Annotated in this window: 16 protein-coding genes; 8 read left to right on the forward strand and 8 right to left on the reverse strand. The window is 67.3% G+C overall.

Annotated features, from left to right (window positions below):
• Positions 1 to 2 precede the first annotated feature (2 nt).
• Positions 3 to 653, reverse strand: coding sequence for a VOC family protein (locus tag OCI36_RS03945; RefSeq protein ID WP_261663772.1), 651 nt, complete (start codon positions 651 to 653; stop codon positions 3 to 5).
• A gap of 88 nt (positions 654 to 741) precedes the next feature.
• Between OCI36_RS03945 and OCI36_RS03950 the strand changes: the two genes are divergently transcribed.
• The 8 genes from OCI36_RS03950 (at position 742) to OCI36_RS03985 (ending at position 8,178) form a co-directional block, all read left to right on the forward strand.
• A complete protein-coding gene (locus tag OCI36_RS03950) occupies positions 742 to 1,347 on the forward strand; it encodes a cob(I)yrinic acid a,c-diamide adenosyltransferase (protein WP_261663773.1) in 606 nt (201 codons plus the stop codon).
• 95 nt (positions 1,348 to 1,442) lie between these two features.
• The gene (gene glgB / locus OCI36_RS03955) at positions 1,443 to 3,383 is read left to right on the forward strand and encodes a 1,4-alpha-glucan branching protein GlgB (protein ID WP_261663774.1); all 1,941 of its coding nucleotides are present in this window, start codon (positions 1,443 to 1,445) and stop codon (positions 3,381 to 3,383) included.
• Between the two features lie 33 nt (positions 3,384 to 3,416).
• The gene (locus OCI36_RS03960; protein ID WP_261663775.1) at positions 3,417 to 3,677 is read left to right on the forward strand and encodes a hypothetical protein; all 261 of its coding nucleotides are present in this window, start codon (positions 3,417 to 3,419) and stop codon (positions 3,675 to 3,677) included.
• 98 nt (positions 3,678 to 3,775) lie between these two features.
• Complete coding sequence (locus tag OCI36_RS03965) at positions 3,776 to 4,156, forward strand: hypothetical protein (protein WP_261663776.1); 381 nt, start codon at positions 3,776 to 3,778, stop codon at positions 4,154 to 4,156.
• A 60-nt stretch (positions 4,157 to 4,216) separates the two neighbouring features.
• Positions 4,217 to 4,840 (forward strand): uracil phosphoribosyltransferase, encoded by a 624-nt coding sequence (gene upp, locus OCI36_RS03970; RefSeq protein ID WP_261663777.1) that lies wholly within the window; start codon positions 4,217 to 4,219, stop codon positions 4,838 to 4,840.
• Positions 4,841 to 4,850: 10 nt separating this feature from the next.
• Positions 4,851 to 6,068 carry a glycosyltransferase family 4 protein gene (locus tag OCI36_RS03975; protein WP_409996713.1) on the forward strand — a complete coding sequence of 406 codons (1,218 nt, stop codon included), beginning with the start codon at positions 4,851 to 4,853 and terminating at the stop codon, positions 6,066 to 6,068.
• Positions 6,068 to 7,222, forward strand: a complete 1,155-nt coding sequence (wecB, locus tag OCI36_RS03980) for a non-hydrolyzing UDP-N-acetylglucosamine 2-epimerase (protein WP_261663778.1) — start codon at positions 6,068 to 6,070, stop codon at positions 7,220 to 7,222. The genes OCI36_RS03975 and wecB overlap by 1 nt, the downstream gene beginning before the upstream one ends.
• A complete protein-coding gene (locus tag OCI36_RS03985; RefSeq protein ID WP_261663779.1) occupies positions 7,219 to 8,178 on the forward strand; it encodes a diacylglycerol/lipid kinase family protein in 960 nt (319 codons plus the stop codon). Before wecB ends, OCI36_RS03985 begins: the two co-directional genes overlap by 4 nt.
• Positions 8,179 to 8,188: 10 nt before the next feature.
• Here the strand turns inward: OCI36_RS03985 and OCI36_RS03990 are convergent, their stop codons facing one another.
• The 7 genes from OCI36_RS03990 to OCI36_RS04020 all read right to left on the reverse strand — a co-directional run bounded on the left by OCI36_RS03990 (position 8,189) and on the right by OCI36_RS04020 (position 17,030).
• Positions 8,189 to 8,875, reverse strand: a complete 687-nt coding sequence (locus tag OCI36_RS03990; RefSeq protein WP_261663780.1) for an HAD family hydrolase — start codon at positions 8,873 to 8,875, stop codon at positions 8,189 to 8,191.
• 142 nt (positions 8,876 to 9,017) lie between these two features.
• Positions 9,018 to 11,495, reverse strand: coding sequence for a leucine--tRNA ligase (gene leuS, locus OCI36_RS03995; protein WP_261663781.1), 2,478 nt, complete (start codon positions 11,493 to 11,495; stop codon positions 9,018 to 9,020).
• Between the two features lie 235 nt (positions 11,496 to 11,730).
• Positions 11,731 to 13,299: a penicillin-binding protein 2 gene (locus OCI36_RS04000; RefSeq protein ID WP_315941242.1), complete on the reverse strand. Its 1,569-nt coding sequence runs from the start codon at positions 13,297 to 13,299 to the stop codon at positions 11,731 to 11,733.
• Positions 13,300 to 13,354: 55 nt separating this feature from the next.
• Entirely contained in the window at positions 13,355 to 13,984 is a 630-nt protein-coding gene (locus tag OCI36_RS04005; protein WP_261663782.1) for a hypothetical protein, read from the reverse strand.
• A complete protein-coding gene (rsmH, locus tag OCI36_RS04010) occupies positions 13,981 to 14,904 on the reverse strand; it encodes a 16S rRNA (cytosine(1402)-N(4))-methyltransferase RsmH (RefSeq protein WP_261663783.1) in 924 nt (307 codons plus the stop codon). Before rsmH ends, OCI36_RS04005 begins: the two co-directional genes overlap by 4 nt.
• Before the next feature lie 45 nt (positions 14,905 to 14,949).
• The gene (gene mraZ / locus OCI36_RS04015) at positions 14,950 to 15,381 is read right to left on the reverse strand and encodes a division/cell wall cluster transcriptional repressor MraZ (protein WP_261663784.1); all 432 of its coding nucleotides are present in this window, start codon (positions 15,379 to 15,381) and stop codon (positions 14,950 to 14,952) included.
• Positions 15,382 to 15,608: 227 nt separating this feature from the next.
• On the reverse strand, positions 15,609 to 17,030 hold the full coding sequence (locus OCI36_RS04020; RefSeq protein WP_261663785.1) for an alpha/beta fold hydrolase: 1,422 nt from the start codon (positions 17,028 to 17,030) through the stop codon (positions 15,609 to 15,611).
• Positions 17,031 to 17,078 lie beyond the last annotated feature (48 nt).

The raw sequence follows: 17,078 nt of genomic DNA on the forward strand, positions 1-17,078 counted from the left end.
GGTCAGTCCAGCGTTACCGGGCCTTCCGGTGTCCCAAAGGTGGCCTGCAGGCCCGGCTGGGGCGCTGGCTGCACCGTGATGACTGCGCCGTGCTCGGTCCCGGCCCAGGGGTGCAGGCGCTCGGGGCGTGGGCCGCACAGTTCCAGCCTTTCCAGGCAGACGCCGCTGTCTGGCAGAGTCTGCGCCGGCGAAGGGGTGTCCCAGGCAATCAGGCTGGGTTCGGGACCACCGCCGGGCAGCGAGCCGTCCGGCGGCACCGTCAGCTGCCAGCGGCTCTGGCCCCGGGTCAGTGGTATGGCCGCGGGATGCCCGGCCAGCGAGGGCACGGCGGCCACCCAGTGAATCAGGCGTGGCCGCCCGGCAATGCGCGCCTGCATGGCCGGAGTATCCAGCTCGAACCAGCGCGGCGTGGTCGGTGCCGGGGCAGCCGGGTCGGCGGCGATCACTTCCAGGTAGCAGCGGCTGTTGCCGGCAAGGCTGAGGCCCAGCAGCCGGTTGTGGGTGCCGAAGCGGGGGTGTTGCCCGCCCGGCTGCAGCGGCACGCCCAGCTGCGCTTCCAGCCAGGCTTGGCCCGAGGCCAGGTCGGCCGCGGCGAATACCAGATGGTCGGGGGCCCAGCCGGCCGGCGGGGCAGCGAAAGCTGAAGCAGTCATACCGCAGAGTAATCTGCCAGGACACCGTCTATAAAGATTCTTATCTGCCGCCCGCATCCGGTGCCATTTCGCCTATGGTGGAAAGAAGATGAAACTGTATACCAAGACCGGCGATAAAGGTGAAACCGGCCTGTACGGCACCGACCGGGTCAGCAAGGCGCACCCGCGGGTGGAAGCCTACGGCACGGTAGATGAACTCAACAGCCTGCTGGGAGTGGCGCGGGCGGCCCTGCGCTACCAAGCAGGTCAGCAGGGAGAAGGGCAGGGACAGCAGCCACAGGAGTGGCAGGCGCTGGACCACGACCTCGAATATCTGCAAAATGCTCTGTTCGACCTGGGTGCCGACCTGGCGACCCGCTCCGGCAGCCGCTATCAGGACAAGCTGGTGCGAATGGACGACGAGGATGTGACCACCCTGGAAGCGATGATCGACCGTTACCAGGAGTCGGCGCCGCCGTTTACCGGGTTCGTGCATCCCGGCGGCACCCTGGCGGCCGCACACCTGCAGCTGGCCCGCGCCGTGGCCCGCCGCGCCGAGCGCGAGACGATTCGCCTGGGCGAGCTGGAAGAGTACAACCATGCCGCGCAGATTTACCTCAATCGCCTCTCGGACCTGCTGTTTGTGATGGCGCGGGCGGTCAATACCCAGGCCGGCATTTCCGAAGAAGGCTGGCGGGTGGGCGGCCGCCGCTAGGCCACTGCCGCCCCCACGCCGCGGGTGCGGGGGCCGGATTACGGCAGCCTTTAGCCTGCTTACCCCCCCTGGCTGCCGGGCCTAGACTGGCCGGTATGTCGAGTCAGGATTCTGCCGCTACCCCCTTTCCGCTGCCGCTGAACCACGAATTCCTGCAAAAGCTGGCCGGCGCTGATCTGGTGCGGCCCGACCACCTGCTGGGCGCTCACCCGGTGACCGAAGGCGGCGTGGCCGGCGTGCGCTTCGCCGTCTGGGCGCCGCAGGCTCAGGGCATTCACGTGGTCGGGGACTTCAACGGCTGGCAGGAAAGCCACCCGCTGGACCGGCTGGACCTGGGCTACTGGGGCACCTTCGTGCCGGGCGCACAGGCCGGGCAGCTGTACAAGTTCCGCATCCAGGGCGCCGACGGGCGCACGGTGGACCGCATTGACCCCTTCGCCCGCGCGTTCGAGGAACCGCCCGCCACCGCCAGCATCATCTGGACCGATGACTACCGGTGGCAGGACGCCGAATGGATGGCGCAGCGCAGCGCCCGCCGGGACGGCCCGGTCAGCATCTACGAGGTACACGTAGGCTCCTGGCGGCTGGACGACCAGGGCCGGCCGCTGGGCTACCGCGAACTGGCGCACCAGCTGGCCGATTATGTGGAGCAGATGGGCTTTACCCATGTGGAGCTGATGGGCGCGATGGCTCACCCTTTCTACGGCTCCTGGGGTTATCAGGTGACCGGCTACTACGCCCCGGCGGCGCGCCACGGTACTCCGGAAGACTTCAAGTATCTGGTAGATTACCTGCACGGCCGCGGCATCGGCGTGCTGCTGGACTGGGTACCGGGGCACTTCCCGACCGATGACCACGCCCTGGCCCGCTACGACGGCGCGCCGCTGTACGAATACGCCGACCCGCGCAAGGGTTTTCACTTCGACTGGAACACCTACATTTTCGACTACGGCCGCAACGAGGTCGTCATGTTCCTGATCGGCTCGGCGCTGCGCTGGCTGCAAGATTTCCACCTCGACGGCCTGCGGGTGGACGCGGTGGCCTCGATGCTGTATCTGGATTTCTCGCGCACTGAATGGGTGCCCAACATTCACGGTGGCCGGGAAAACCTGGAGGCCATCGCTTTCCTGCGGCGGCTGAATGAGGTGGTGCACCAGATGGCCCCCGGCTGCATGATGGTGGCCGAGGAAAGCACTGCCTTCCCCGGCGTGACCCACCCGGTGCCGCAGGGCCTAGGCTTCGATTACAAATGGGCGATGGGCTGGATGAATGATTCGCTGGCCTACCTGGGCACCGACCCGCTGTTCCGCCGCTACGAGCACCACAAGATCACTTTCTTTAACGTGTACCGCAGCACCGAGCATTTCGTGCTGGCCATCAGTCACGACGAGGTGGTGCACGGCAAGAAGCCGCTGGTGCTTAAGGCCCCCGGCGACTGGGAGCAGCAGCGGGCTAACCTGCGCGCCTTTTACGGCTACATGTGGACCACGCCCGGCAAGAAACTGCTGTTCATGGGCCAGGAATTCGCCCATTCGCAGGAATGGAACCATGACGTGGCACTGCCCTGGGAAAAGGCTGCCTGGCCCGACCACGCCGGCATGGCCGAACTGGTGCGTGAGCTGAACCGCCTCTACAGCGAGCGCCGCGACTGGTACGCGGACGATGTCGAACCGGCCGGCCAGGAGTGGCTGAACGGCGACGACGCCGAGAACAGTGTCTTCGTGTATCGCCGCTTGGACCAGCAGAGCGGGCAGTCCTGCGTGGTGGTGCTGAACATGACGCCGGTGTACCGCCAGAATTATCACCTGCCGGTGCCGCAGGCCGGGCAGTACCGTTATCTCCTCAACACCGACGAGGGCCGCTTCGGCGGCTGGAGCCACGAGGTGGGTGACCCCCGCGCCTGGGAGGAACCGCTGCTGGGTCAGCCGGCCCGGATGTCGCTGAACCTGCCGCCTCTCAGCGCCCTGGTGCTGGAACTGGCCGAGGCGGCGCCGGCACAGGAACCGCAGCAACAAGGCCAGGAAGTGCAGGACTGAGGCGTGGCGGCCTCGCCCTCGCAACCACCCCGGTTGCCCCAGGAACAGGAGCCTTCCGTCCCGGCACCGGGTCCCGACCTGCTGTGGCAAATCAGCGCAGTGCTGTTGCTGGCGGCCGGGCTGGGCCTGCTGTCTCCGGTGCTGGGCGGCCCTATGCCGCCGGTGGAGGCGGTCGCAGCTCTGCTGGGCCTGCGGCTAGCGCTGCAGGCCTGGCGGGCGGTGCGGCTGGGGCAGGCCCGTGAGCAGCTGCCCTCGCTGGCGCTGACGGTGGTGCTACTGGTGTTGCTGCTGTAGCAACCCGGCCGCAGCTGAAGCGGGCCCTCTGAACCCGGCCAGGCCCTGAACCTCATCTTTGCTGGGGCCTGGGCCGGCCATCGCTTAGACTGGGCCTCATGCAGGTTGTCCTCGCGGTGTTGGCGCTGATTGTCGGCGGTCTTTATTTCACGGTCGGTCTGCGGCTGGGAGCGGTTACCATGATGCCCACCCAGATGTATGCCGCCAAGGGCAAGAGCCTCTACACCTTCCGCACCAGTGAAGAAGGCAACCGGGTGGGGGTGGAGGGCACCTGCTTGGCCACCAAGGGCAGCGCCAACTTCTACATGCTGGGCGCCAATGGTGCTGTGCAGCAGAGCGCAGCCTGCGTGCCGGGGCGGCCCTGGGAAATCCGGGTGATGGCCGGCGGTCAGCCGGGGTTTTACCACCTGCAGGTGGAATACAACAATTTCAGCGGCAAGATCGACCTGAGCGAGAAGCGGACCGGAGGCCACTACTGAGGCGCCGGGAAAGCGGGCAGCCGCCGGACGGGGCAGGGAAGGCGCTATGGTAGGGGCCAAATGCTGACTGTCGTAGAGCACCCCCTGATCAAGCACAAACTCTCCCTGATGCGCGACGAGCGCACCGGGGTCAAGGAATTCCGTGAACTGGCCGGCGAACTCAGCCTGCTGCTGGCTTACGAGGCCATGCGCGACCTGGAAACGGTGCCGGTGCAGTTTTCCACTCCGGTTCAGAGCGGAGAATTCCCCATGCTCAGCGGCAAGAAGCTGGCGCTGGTCGCCATTTTGCGCGCCGGGCTGGTCATGACCGAGGCGATCACCGACCTGATTCCGGCGGCCAAGGTGGGGCATATCGGTATGTACCGCGACCCCGAAACCCTGCAGCCGGTGGCTTACTATTCCAAATTGCCCGAGGACATCGGCAGCCGCCGGGTCTTCCTGACCGACCCAATGCTGGCGACCGGCGGCAGCGCAGTGGCCGCCATCGACAAACTCAAGGAAATGGGCGCCGAGCGCATCACCCTGATGTGCATTCTGGCGGCTCCGGAAGGCCTCGCCGTGGTGCAGGAGGCCCATCCTGACGTGGACATCCTGACGGCCGCCGTGGATCAGGGCCTCAACGACCACGGCTATATCGTGCCGGGCCTGGGAGACGCCGGCGACCGGATCTACGGCACCAAGTAAGGGGCTGGACATGCTGGAAACATTGCAGAGCATAGCGGGTGATCTGGGTATTGCAGACCCCTTCGGGCGCGGCTTTCTCAGCGTCATCCTGACGTTCGTCACGGCCCTGGTCTTTACCTGGGCCTTTATTCCGCGTCTGCTGCGCTTTGCCCTGGGAAAAGGCTGGGCCGACCAGCCCAACGAAAGGCGGCTGAATGTCCGCCCGCTGGCCAATGCCGGCGGTTTGGCCATTTTCGCCGGCTTCGTGGTGAGCCTGGTGGTGGCCTGGGCGCTGCGGCCCATCATCATTCAGGAGGTGAACATCCAGGTGCTGGCTATCCTGCTGGGCGGCTCCTGGCTGGTGCTGGTGGGCTTTATTGACGATCAATTCGGGCTCTCGCCGCTGGTGCGGTTGCTGGTGCAGACTCTGGCCGCCGCCCTGCTGATGGTCAATGGCCTGATGATCGACTTCAACGCGATTCCCTTTCTCAGCGTGGTACCGGACGGTCCCAACGGGCCGCTGAGCATCCTGACCACCTGGCTGTGGATCGTGGGCCTGACCAACGCCGTCAACCTGCTGGACGGGGTGGACGGCGTGGTGGGCGGCGTGGCCTTTATCGCCAGCGTGGTGCTGCTGGTCACGGCGGCGCAGTTTCCTGACCGGGCGGCGGCTGTCATCCTGCTGGCGGGCCTGGCCGGCTCGACCCTGGGATACCTGCGCTACAACTTCAACCCCAGCCGCATCATCATGGGCGACGCCGGCAGCACCCTGCTGGGCTTTACCCTGGCGGCAGTCAGCCTGCTGGGCACCGTGACGGCCACCGCCTCAGCCAGTGTGCTGCTGCCGCTGCTGGTGCTGGCGCTGCCCATCGTGGACACCACCCAGGTGGTGCTGGGCCGGCTGGCCCGCGGCATTCGCAACCCGCTGGCCCACCCCGACAAGACCCATATTCACCACCGGGTGCTGGCCCGCACCGCCAGTGCCCGCAAGACGGCGCTGACCCTCTGGGGCGTGGCGCTGGTGTTCGGCCTGCTGGGCATGGCCGTGCAGGGCGTGCAGCCGGTGCCCATCATGGTGACCGGACTGGGCATCATAGCGATGCTGGCGCTGGTGGCTTCGGTGCGGGTGCTGGCTTACCGCCGCGAGCAGGCCAGCGCAGCTGCGGTGTCGGCGGCTGGCCAGAACCCGGCTCAGCAAGGAATCGCCCAGCAACAAACTACGCAGGCAGACCAGAAGGAGAAGCACTGATGACCGCTCACCAGAAGCCCCGCGTTGTGCTGGCGTTCGGCACTCGCCCCGAAGCCACCAAGATGGCCCCGGTGTACCGGGCGCTGCAGCAGCGCGGTGACCTTGAGGCCCTGATTCTGTCGACCGGGCAGCAGCGCGAGATGCTGGACAGTGCCATGAGCGTGTTTGGTCTGCGCGCTGACCTGGACCTGGAGGTGATGACCGACCGTCAGACCCTGGCCAGGCTGACCGGCAAAATCGTGCCACAGGCCGGCGAGCGGCTGCGTGAGCTGGGCGCCGATATGGTGCTGGTTCACGGGGACACCTCCACCAGTTTCTGCGTGGCGTTGAGTGCTTTTTATGAGGGCGTTCCGGTGGGTCATGTGGAAGCGGGCCTGCGTTCGGGCGACCTGCAGGCTCCCTTTCCCGAGGAGGCCAACCGGCGCCTGACCGGCGTGCTCTCGGCGCTGGATTTTGCCCCGACTGCCGCCAGCCGCGCCAATCTGCTGCGCGAAGGCAAGGCGCCGGAAGGCATTTTTGTGACCGGCCAGACAGCGGTGGACGCGGTGCGCGAGGTGGCCGGCCGCCTGCCGCTGCGCCCCGAATGGCAGGCCCTGAAGTCGCATGGGCAGCAGCTGGTTACCGTGACCATGCACCGCCGCGAGAACCTGCCGCATATGCGCGAGATGGCGCAGGCCCTGGCGACCCTGGCAGCCGAGCATCCTGGGCACACCTTCATCTATCCGGTGCATCTGAACCCGGCGGTGCAGGAGGCGGTGCGCCCGGCGCTGGAAGGCCTGCCGAACTTTATCCTGACCGAGCCGCTGGACTACGCCGAGATGGCCCCGCTGATGGCCGCCAGCGACCTGTTGCTGACCGATTCCGGGGGGTTGCAGGAAGAAGGCGCGGCGCTGAAGGTCCCGGTGGCAGTGCTGCGCGACGTGACCGAGCGACCCGAGGGCGTGGAGGCCGGTGTGCTGCGGCTGGTCGGGACTGATCCGGCCCAGATTCTGGCGCTGGGCCGCGAGTTGCTACGAGGTGGCCCCGAGCTGGAAGCGATGCGCCGGGCGGTGAATCCTTATGGTGACGGCAAAGCTGCCGGCCGCATCGCTCAGGCGGTGGCCTGGCACTTCGGGCTGGACCAACGCCCCGCCGACTGGACGCCCGGGCAGTGACGGCGGGTCAGACGGCCCCCAGCACTGAACTGTGGGCCGGTCCGCCCCCGCTGGCCGTGGTGCTGAACCGCCGCGCCGGACTGGGCCGCGCCGAGCGCGCCTGGCCCCGCCTGCAGGCCGAGCTGAAAGCCCGCAAGCTGGAATTCCGGCTGATTGAGAGTGCTGGCCCGGCCGAGGCGCTGGCTGCCGTGCAGGCCTTGCCCGCCGGCTGGGCAGTAGCGGCAGTCGGCGGAGACGGCACGGCGGCGGCGGTCCTGCCGGCTGTGATTGAACAGCGGCGGCCCCTGCTCTTGCTGCCGCTGGGCACCGGCAACGACTTTGCCGGGTTCTTGGGCCTGAAAACCGGCCAGTACCGCGCTGCTCTGGACGGCTTGAACCAGCCGCCCCGTGCCGCCGATGCCCTGCGGATCCGCTACGGCGCTGCCGGGCAAGCCGCTGGAGAAGCCTACTCGCTCAACGGGGTAGGCATGGGATTTGACGCTCAGCTGACGGCCAATCTGCCGCTGGCACCGGCTTGGACACAGGGCACCTTGCGTTACCTCTGGGCTGCGCTGGCGACACTCCAGCAACTGACGCTGCATCCTTGCCTGGCCGAGCTGGACGGTCAGCCGCTGGCTAGTGGGCTCACGTTGCTGTGCTCGGTGATGAATGCCAGTTCGGTGGGCGGCGGCTTTCAGTTCAGCCCTCACTCTGACGTGTTCGACGGCCAGCTTAATCTGCTGGTGGCCGGCGAAATTCAGCGCCGGCAGATTCCTGCGCTAATTGCTCAGGTGCGGGCCGGGCGGCATCTGGGCCACCCGGCGGTGCGTTACGCCGCCGGGCGAGTTGCCGAGTTGCACTGGCAACACCCGGTGCAGCTGCATGTGGACGGTGACCTGAAAGGCGCCCACTCCTGGCTGCGGGCCGAAGTGCTGCCGGGCGCTGTCAGGCTGCTGAACCACCCCCACCCCGGCTGAGGCTGGGGCGTCAGTTCTGAGCGGCGGCCCGCAGCTTCTCTACCAGAAGATTGGCGTCGTCCAGCACGTAAGCGGCGCCTTCCAGGTCGGGAGAGCCACCGGCCCGCAGCAACACGCACGGCACGCCGGCCTTGGCTGCAGCTTCGGCGTCGAAGCGGGTGTCACCCACAAAGAGCGTCTGGTCCGGGCGAAGGCCGGCCTTGTCCAGCGCGGCCTGGAGAATATCGGGTTCGGGTTTGCTGGCTTCGGCCTCGTCGGACCGCACCCGCTGGCTGATCAGGTTGCTCAGGCCGGCGTGGTCCAGTAAGGCGTCCACGATTTCGTCCTCGCCACTGGAGGCCAGCACCACCGGTAGGCCCTGCTCCCGGGCCCATTCCAGTAGAGCCCGGGCACCCGGCAGCACCGGCAGGTCAGCGATCATCGGCTTGAAATGGTCCTGCCAGCCCTGAGTCAGCGTCTTGCCCAGCTCGCTCTGGTCACTTTCGCCGGTCAGTTCGGGCACCAGCTGGTCGCCGCCCATGCCGATCAGGGGCCGCACCTCGCTCTCCTCGCGGGCGATGCCCTGGTCGGCCAGCGACTGCACCCAGGCGCGGGCGTGGGCGTCGTTGGAACCGACCAGGGTGCCGTCGAGGTCGACCAGCAGGGCCTGAAGATCGTCGATGGTGGGCAGGGAAGCGTCCTGTGGTTTCAGTTGCATACGGGCGTCACCCTAGCCCGGCTTCCGGGACGGCATCAGGAGGCAAGCGCCATTCCGGACTTTTGCGAAGAAGCCCTTAAGGCCGGCCAACAACACAGAACGCCGGCACCCATGAAGGGGAACCGGCGCGGTTGCCCGGATGTTACTTCGCCACGATATTCAGGATCCGGCCCGGTACATAGATCACCTTGACGATCTGCTTGTCTTCCCAGAACTTGGCGATGTTGGCGTCGGCGCTGGCGGCGGCCAGGGCGTCTTCCTGGCTGGCCGTCTGGCTGATCTCGATCTGGCCGCGCATCTTGCCGGTCACCTGCACGCCGATGGTCACCGTGTCGCGCACGGCCGCCGTTTCGTCCACCTGCGGCCAGGGCTGGGTGTGTACGCTGCCTCTCTGATCACTGTTTTCCTGGCTGCCGCGCTCATGCCAGACTTCCTCGGCGATGTGCGGCACGACCGGCGCCAGCATCAGGTTGAAGATGTTCAGGGCTTCTTCCCAGGCGGGCGTGCCGTACAGGTCAGAGCGGCCGGCCTTGACCAGCACGTTGGTCAGTTCCATCAGCGCGGCGATGATGGTGTTGAAGCTCATCCGCTCAAAGTCGCCGTCCACCTTCTTGAGGGTGGAATGCACCGCAAAGCGCAGGTCCGCTTCGGTCATGTTCTCATGTGGGCCGGACGGCTGACCACCGAAGAACAGCGTCCATACCCGGCCCAGCCACTTGGCGGGGCCGTTGATGCCCTGCGGGTCCCAGGGGCCGCCCATTTCCCAGGGCGCGATAAACATCAGGTAGGTGCGGACCGTGTCGGCGCCGTACTCGGCCACCAGATCGTCGGGGTCCACCACGTTGCCGCGCGACTTGGACATCTTCTCGCCGTCTTCGCCCAGCACCATGCCCTGGTTGCGCACCCGCGCAAACGGCTCGGTCCGCTCGGTCAGGCCCATGTCGTGCATCACCTTGGTCCAGAACCGGCTGTACAGCAGGTGCAAAATGGCGTGTTCGATGCCGCCGGTATACAGGTCCACCGGCATCAGAAATTCACGGGCCGGGTCGAAGGGGCCGCCGTCATAGTCGGGCGACAGGTAACGGTACATGTACCAGCTGGAATCCACGAAGGTATCCATGGTGTCGGTATCGCGCTCGGCGGAGCCACCGCAGTTGGGGCAGGTGGTCTGCACCCACTCGCGGTCCAGTTTCAGCGGGCTCTGGCCGGTGGGGGTAAATTCCACATCGTCCGGCAACCGCACCGGCAGCTGCTCGTCCGGTACCGGCTGCGGGCCACACTTCTCGCAGTGAATGATGGGAATGGGCGTGCCCCAGTAGCGCTGGCGGCCCACCAGCCAGTCGCGCAGGCGGTAGGTGGTCTTGGCGCGGGCAATGCCCAGCTCTTCCAAGCGGGCCACCACCTGCGCGATGCTGGCCTTGCCGCCGGGCAGGCCGTCGAACTCGCCGGAGTTCACGATGACGCCTTCGCCGGTGTAGGCTTCGTCGCCGTCCACGTCCAGCGGAGCGCCGCCTTCAGGGCGGATCACCTCGCGGATAGGCAGCCCGAACTTCTTGGCAAAGGCGAAGTCGCGTTCGTCGTGCGCCGGCACCGCCATGATCGAGCCGGTGCCGTAAGTGACCAGCACGTAATCGGCCACCCAGATGGGCAGCTGCTCACCGCTGATGGGGTGGGTGGCATAGGCGCCGGTCCAGACGCCGGTTTTCTCGCCTTCCTGCTGGCGTTCCACGTCGGTCTTGCGGCCGGCAGCGGCCACGTAGGCTTCCACCGCTGCCCGCTGCTCATCGGTCGTCAGTTCGCTGACCTTGGCATGCTCGGGGGCCAGCACCATGAAGCTGGCGCCCATCAGCGTGTCGGGGCGGGTGGTGAACACGGTTTCGGGGCCGGCCGGCGTGCCGAAGGTCACTTCCGCACCCACCGACTTGCCGATCCAGTTGGTCTGCATCAGCCGCACGCGCTCGGGCATGTCGGTGGCGCTGAAGTCCAGCAGCTGCTCGGCGTAGTCGGTGATTTTCAGATACCACTGGCTGAGGTTGCGCCGCTCCACCGGGGTGCCGCAGCGCTCGCAGCAGCCGCCCACCACCTGCTCGTTGGCCAGCACAGTCTGGTCCTTGGGGCACCAGTTGACCAGGCCGCCTTTCTTGTAGGCCAGGCCGCGCTTGAAGAACTGGGTAAAGAACCACTGGTTCCAGCGGTAGTATTCCGGGTCCGAGGTGGCGAAACTGCGGGTCCAGTCGATCATGGTGCCCATTCGCCCGAACTGGCCCTTCATGTGTGCGATGTTGTCGTAGGTCCAGGTGCGCGGGTTGATACCGCGTTTGATGGCGGCGTTCTCGGCCGGCAGCCCAAACGAGTCGAAGGCCATCGGGAACAGCACGTTGTAGCCGCGCATCCGCATCCAGCGGGCGTGGGCGTCGGGCGCCACGTTGGCGTACCAGTGCCCAATATGCAAGTTTCCGCTGGGATAGGGAAACATGGTCAGCGCGTAGTGCTTCTCGCCAGCGGCCTTTGGGTCGAAGGTGTAGAGGCCGCTTTCCTGCCAGCGGGCCTGCCACTTTTTCTCGGTGACGTGGGGGTTATAGCGTTCGGGCCGGGGTTCTTGGATGTCTGGTCTGGTCATGGTTGGCTCCTGTGCAGTTCCTGAGAGGCACCTGAATAAAAAAAATCCCGCCCTGACAAACAGGCGGGACCCGGCGGCTGAGCGGTAGGGCTAGTCGCGGGGTCCTGGATGCCGTAGGGCAGAGAGAATCACGGCTTCAGTGTACGGCATTGCGCCGCCTGGGGGCTACTCTGAACTTCCGGCTCTGGACCTCTGCCCCTGGACCTCTGAGCCCAGGTCCGGAAGCAGCCGGCGGTCACTCCCCGGCCGCACCGCTGGCCGTGGCGGGCACAGTCTCATCAGTGTCGGCTGGAGCTGTGTTCTCACCGTCGCTGGCGGGGGCTGCTGGCGCATTTTCTGCCGGGGTCGCAGGTTCTGCCGCTGTGCCCTCGGTAGCTGCGCTGTCTGTCGCGGTAGCTGCTGTGCTGCCACCTTCCTCCTGCGCTCGCTGCACCGCGGCCGGGTTGCCCACCGAATAGCCGTCGGGCAGCTCCTCGGGCGGCAGGCCCCACATCGAAATGATGCCTGCCGATACCTCCTGGAAGATGGGGGCGGCCAGCGTCGAGCCCTGGTACACCCCGCTGGCCTCCTTGGCGCCGTGCACCATCACCGCGATGGTGATGCGGGGGTCGACCGTCTGGCAGAAGCCGGCATAAGTGGAGTTGTACTGGCCTTTCATGTAGCGGCCATCGTCGCCGGCCATCTGGGCGGTGCCGGTCTTGCCGGCGCAGCTGTAGCCGTTGATGCCGGCGGCGTGGTGAATGCCTTCCAGCGCCGTTTGCAGCATCGGCTTGATCTGCCGCGCCTGCGGGTGGGTCAGCACCTCGCGCCGCTGCCCGTACTCGCTGCCTTCCACCAGCTTGGGCGGAATGTACAGGCCGTCGTTGGCCAGCACGTTGTAGGCGGCCGCCAGCTGCAGGGTGGTGCCGCTCATGCCCTGCCCGAAGCCGCTGGTGGTCCTGACCAATGGATCCCACTTGTTCTCGTTCTGAAGAACGCCGGTTTCGGTGCGGACCGGGCCCAGATCCACGTCGGTGCCGTAGCCGTAAGCCAGCAGGTAGTCGCGCAGTTTGGTGCCGGGCAGCCGCTCCACGACATGCGAAATCCCCACGTTGCTGGAATAGCGCAGGACGCCGGTGGTGGTCAGCTTCGCCGGGTGCTGCACGGCGTCTCCGATGGTGCTGCCCGAAGATTTGTCGCCCACATAGCGCCGCATCGGGGTGTCGAATACGGTTTCGGGCGTCAGCGCGCCCTCGTTCAGCGCGGCGGCCACCGTCAGGCCCTTGATAGGCGACCCCGGCTCAAACACGTCCAGCAGTGGCCGGTTGCGCCAGTCGCTGGGCTGGTAGTCGCGCCAGTGGTTGGGGTCAAACGGCGGATAGCTGGCGTCGGCCAGAATGCGGCCGGTCCGGGTTTCCAGCACAATCACGGCGCCCGAGTCCCCGCCCGACTTGGGAATCCGCCGGGCCAGGGCAGCTTCGGCCTGCGCCTGGATGCGCGGATTCAGCGTCAGGGTGATGTTTTGCCCACTTTCAAGCTGCGGGTTGTAGGCATTTTCGATGCCTTCCAGGCCCTTTTGGGTGCCCATCATGCCCACCACCTGCCCAGCCAGCGGGCCCTGCGGATAATGCCGCTCGCCGCCCACCGAACTGGCCAGCACGGTGCCGTCGGCGGCCAGAATAGAGCCGCGGCCCTGCACCACCGAGTGCGAGAGGCTGCTGGGGGTGGACCATTCCAGCTGAGCGTAGCCCCAGGCCAGCCCCAGAAAAATCAGGGCGGCGATGGTCTTGAGCAGCCGGGCCCGCTGCCGGATCTTTACTTCCATGCTTGTGTTCTCCTTTGGTGGCCGGCGTGTATACAGGCCAGCAGGGTGACCCTGCTCACTGCGCCGGCTGCTCGGTGCCGCTCGGCTGTTCAGTATTGGCTGGCTGTTCGGGTCTGGCCGGCTGGTCTGGCTGGCTGGGCTGTGGTGTGGCTGAAGGCGCAGCTGCCGGGACCGGCTCCGCGTCCGTATTCGCCCCACCGCCCTGACCCCATTGCAGCTTCAGCCGCAGCGGCGCTTCGCTCGGCGCGGCCGGTGCTTTGGGCGTGGGCACCCCCTGAATCTCGGTGCTGCGCTTGAGCGAGTCGGCAAAGCGCAGCATCCCTGCTTCCTCGGCCCAGCGGGCAATTCGCCCGGCGCTGCCCAGCGACTGCACCTCGGTAGAAAGGGCGTCACGCTGCTTGACCAGGTCCTCTTTGGCCGTCATGGCGTCGCGCAGCCCTGGACGGATGCTGGCGGTGTTGACCCGCAGCCCCACCATCAGCAGGGCCAGCAGCACCCAGAGGCTCAGCAGCCGCAGCGCCCAGCGGCGCCACAGGGTTTCGTCCAGCCAGCGGGACGGAGCCCGTGCAGCGGCCGGTTGTGCCGTTTGGGCCGGCGCGGCCGGCTGAGGCGCCGCAGCTGCACTTTCAGCGCTGCCCCTTTCGCTGAGGCCTTGGTTCTGGCCGGGCCCGGGGAGGGCCGTCATGCCGGCGCCTCTGCCACTTCAGCCACCCGCAGTTTGGCGCTGCGCGAGCGGGGGTTGCCCGCCTGTTCCTCCTCGCTGGCGACGATGGGGCGTTTGGTCAGCGGGGTCAGGCGCGAGCTGCCCAGCAAAAAGCGCTTGACGATGCGGTCTTCCAGCGAGTGAAAGGAGATCACGGCCAGGCGCCCGCCGGGGGCCAGCAGCGCCTCGGCGCCTTGTAGGCCGTCCCGCAGGGCGCCCAGTTCGTCGTTCACGGCAATTCGCAGGGCCTGAAAAGTGCGCCGCGCCGGGTGAATCCCTTTGGCAAAGCCCGGATAGGCCCGCTTGATGATGTCGGCCAGGGCAGTGGTGGTTTCAATCGGGGCGCTCTGCCGGGCCGCCACGATGGCGCGGGCCAGCCGGCGCGAGTGCTTTTCCTCGCCGTACTCGTAAATCAGGGCGGCCAGCTCGGCTTCCTCCAGCCGGTTGACCAAGTCGGCGGCGCTGGGTCCACTCTGACTCATTCGCATATTCAGCGCCGCTTCGCTGTGGTAGGAAAATCCGCGCTCGGCGTCGTCCAGCTGAAAGGAACTCACCCCGATATCCAGCAGGATACCGTCCACCTGCGTAATGCCGGCCCCTGCCAGCAGCGCCGGCATATCGCGGAAGTTGCCGCGCAGGGTCCGCAGGCCCGGCAGGTTTTCCGCCTGGACCCGCTCCAGCGCGTAAGGGTCCTGGTCAATACCGATCACCTCGGCGCCGCGTTCCAGCAGCAGCCGGGTGTGGCCGGCGCCGCCCAGGGTGCCGTCCACGATCAGGCGTCCGGGCGCTGGCTGAAGCGCTTCCAGGACTTCCTGGGGCAAGACAGGCAGGTGGCTGAGCGCCGGAGTGGCGGTTTCTGGGTTAGCGGCGGGGGGGGTGGGGGCTGTGGGGTCCTGGGTCATGAGGTCATCCGGTGGGAAAGAGGGCGAAAAGGAAGGGTCATAAAGTCAAACGGTCAGGGTCTGTAGTAGCCCTGTGGGCAGGGCCCCGGCGCTGAAGGTTCCGGCGATGGCGGCATGCCAGCGCTCCGGGTTCCAGAGTTCCAGCCGGCCCGGGGCGCCCACCACCACGGCCTGGGTGTCCAGCGCGGCGAACTGCCGCAGGCTGAGGGGCACACTGATGCGCGACTGTCCGTCCAGCCGGCCCTTGAAGGCCCCTGAGTAAAAGAACCGCACGAACGCCCTTGAGCCGGCGTCGGTGATAGGCAGGCCTTCCAGTTGCTGCTCCACCCGGCGCCACCCGGGCAGCGGAAAGACATACAGGCACCCTTCCATTCCCCGGGTCAGAATCAGACCGTCCTCCACGAACTCACGAAAAGGCGCTGGCAGCACCAGCCGGCCCTTGTCGTCAAGGTTGTAGTGGTATTCGCCGTAAGGCACGTCTTCTGTCTTCTCCAGTTCAGCCAGGCCGGGTGGGGCAGGGCGCCCCAGCTGCCGACAGTGTAGCAACCCTTTTCCCCGCTTGCCCACCATTTCCCACCCAGCCCCCTTTTAGAGGTGCCAGATTCTACCGTTTCCCACCAGCCTTTCCAGCAGCTGCTCAGGGGCGGCCAGCTGTGGGCGTGGCTGCCACCCGGGAAGTATGGCGCCCGGCATGGCATTGCGGTTCAGCGCACAGCCTGCTGCAACCAGCGACCGATCAGGTCCAGGGCGGCCGGGTCCAGCGTGGTGGGAATCTGGGCATATTCCTGTGGCAGGCCGCTGCGGGCCGGTTGCAGCAGGTGGTTGAGGCCGCTCAGCTCGTGAACCTCGCTGCGGGGGCCGCTCAGCAGCCTGCGCAGCGGGCCGGCGCCGGCCACCGGAGGCACCTGCAGGTCATGTGACCCGAAGACGGCCAGGGTGGGTACGGTGGGTACCCGGTTCGCCCGCAGTGCTGGGCGCGGGTCATAGGCCAGAAAGTCCTGTAGATAGGGTGACTGCACAAACGCCCGTGAGTGCAGCCAAGCCTGCTCGATTTCGCTGCTGGGTAGGGGCGCGGTCAGCAGGCTGGCGTGATGCCCGGCCAGCGCTTCGGCCTGGGCGGCCGCCCGCGCTTCAATCTCGGCCTCTCCCAGCCCCTGTGCCTGAAGCTGTGCCCGCAGTTGCAGGTCCAGCAACTCGCTCCCCGGCACCGCCGGGCTGCCCAGCAGCACCAGAAAAGCCGGCGGCGGACTGAGGCGCTGCGCAGCCTGGGCTGCCACCCAGCCGCCTTCGGAATGCCCGATCAAGCCCACCCGGTCGGCCTGCACGGTACGCAGCCCGCGTAAAAAATCCACTGCCGCCTGCGCGTCGCCGCTCAGGTCGCTGTAGCGTGAGTTGTACAGGTCGCCGCCCGAGCGCCCGGTGCCGCGGTCATCCAGCCGCAGCACCGCAAACCCCTGTCGGGTCAGCCGGTCGGCCAGCACCAGAAAAGGCCGGTGGCCGTGCAGGGTGGAGTCCCGGTCCTGCGGGCCACTGCCGCTGAGCAGCAAGGCCGCCGGAAACGGCCCTGGCCCGGCCGGCAGGGTCAGGGTGCCGCGCAGCGCCGTGGCCCCTGCGCCCCATACCGTGACCTCCTGGGAGCGGTAGGGCAGTGGCGGGCGTGGCTCCTGCGGCCGGGCCGGTAGCGTCACCACGCCGCGCCAGAGTGTCAGCGGCGAGCTGAAGCCGCCTTGCTGAAAGGTGCCGCTCAGCACGGTGGCCGCGCCCGTGCCGCTGCGGGTCAGTTGCAGCCGGGGCTGGCCCGGCCAGTGTTCCAGCTGAACGCTGAACGCCCCCCCGGCCGGGTCGCTCACGACCCGCACCGCCGCGCCCCGGATGCCCTGGTCGGGCAGCCACAGCTCGGCGCTGTCCCCTTGCAGGTTGTCCCCTTGCAGGTTCAGGCCCACCGGCACCTGCCGGCCTCTTTGGGCAATGGTGCCGTGCCAGGCCTCGGCCGCTTGTGCCGGAATCGCCGGGGAAGGCTCGCTTGCTGCCAGGGAGGGAAGAGAAGGAACAGCGGTCTGCGCGGCCGCAGCGGCCGGCAGGTTGAAGGCCAGGGCGGCCAGCAAGGGAGGCAGGAATCTGAACATGGTGGGGGAGAGGTGGGGCACAGCGCCGCCGGCCGGGTGACCGGGCGC

It is taken from the genome of Deinococcus sp. Marseille-Q6407, from assembly GCF_946848805.1.
Classification (GTDB): Bacteria; Deinococcota; Deinococci; order Deinococcales; family Deinococcaceae; genus Deinococcus.

Bases quoted from the DNA above. Each gene is read 5' to 3' on its own strand.
- OCI36_RS03945 (WP_261663772.1), bottom strand. From the start codon at position 653: ATGACTGCTTCAGCTTTCGCTGCCCCGCCGGCCGGCTGGGCCCCCGAC.
- OCI36_RS03950 (WP_261663773.1), top strand. From the start codon at position 742: ATGAAACTGTATACCAAGACCGGCGATAAAGGTGAAACCGGCCTGTAC.
- glgB (WP_261663774.1), top strand. From the start codon at position 1,443: ATGTCGAGTCAGGATTCTGCCGCTACCCCCTTTCCGCTGCCGCTGAAC.
- OCI36_RS03965 (WP_261663776.1), top strand. From the start codon at position 3,776: ATGCAGGTTGTCCTCGCGGTGTTGGCGCTGATTGTCGGCGGTCTTTAT.
- upp (WP_261663777.1), top strand. From the start codon at position 4,217: ATGCTGACTGTCGTAGAGCACCCCCTGATCAAGCACAAACTCTCCCTG.
- OCI36_RS03975 (WP_409996713.1), top strand. From the start codon at position 4,851: ATGCTGGAAACATTGCAGAGCATAGCGGGTGATCTGGGTATTGCAGAC.
- wecB (WP_261663778.1), top strand. From the start codon at position 6,068: ATGACCGCTCACCAGAAGCCCCGCGTTGTGCTGGCGTTCGGCACTCGC.
- OCI36_RS03990 (WP_261663780.1), bottom strand. From the start codon at position 8,875: ATGCAACTGAAACCACAGGACGCTTCCCTGCCCACCATCGACGATCTT.
- leuS (WP_261663781.1), bottom strand. From the start codon at position 11,495: ATGACCAGACCAGACATCCAAGAACCCCGGCCCGAACGCTATAACCCC.
- OCI36_RS04000 (WP_315941242.1), bottom strand. From the start codon at position 13,299: ATGGAAGTAAAGATCCGGCAGCGGGCCCGGCTGCTCAAGACCATCGCC.
- OCI36_RS04005 (WP_261663782.1), bottom strand. From the start codon at position 13,984: ATGACGGCCCTCCCCGGGCCCGGCCAGAACCAAGGCCTCAGCGAAAGG.
- rsmH (WP_261663783.1), bottom strand. From the start codon at position 14,904: ATGACCCAGGACCCCACAGCCCCCACCCCCCCCGCCGCTAACCCAGAA.
- OCI36_RS04020 (WP_261663785.1), bottom strand. From the start codon at position 17,030: ATGTTCAGATTCCTGCCTCCCTTGCTGGCCGCCCTGGCCTTCAACCTG.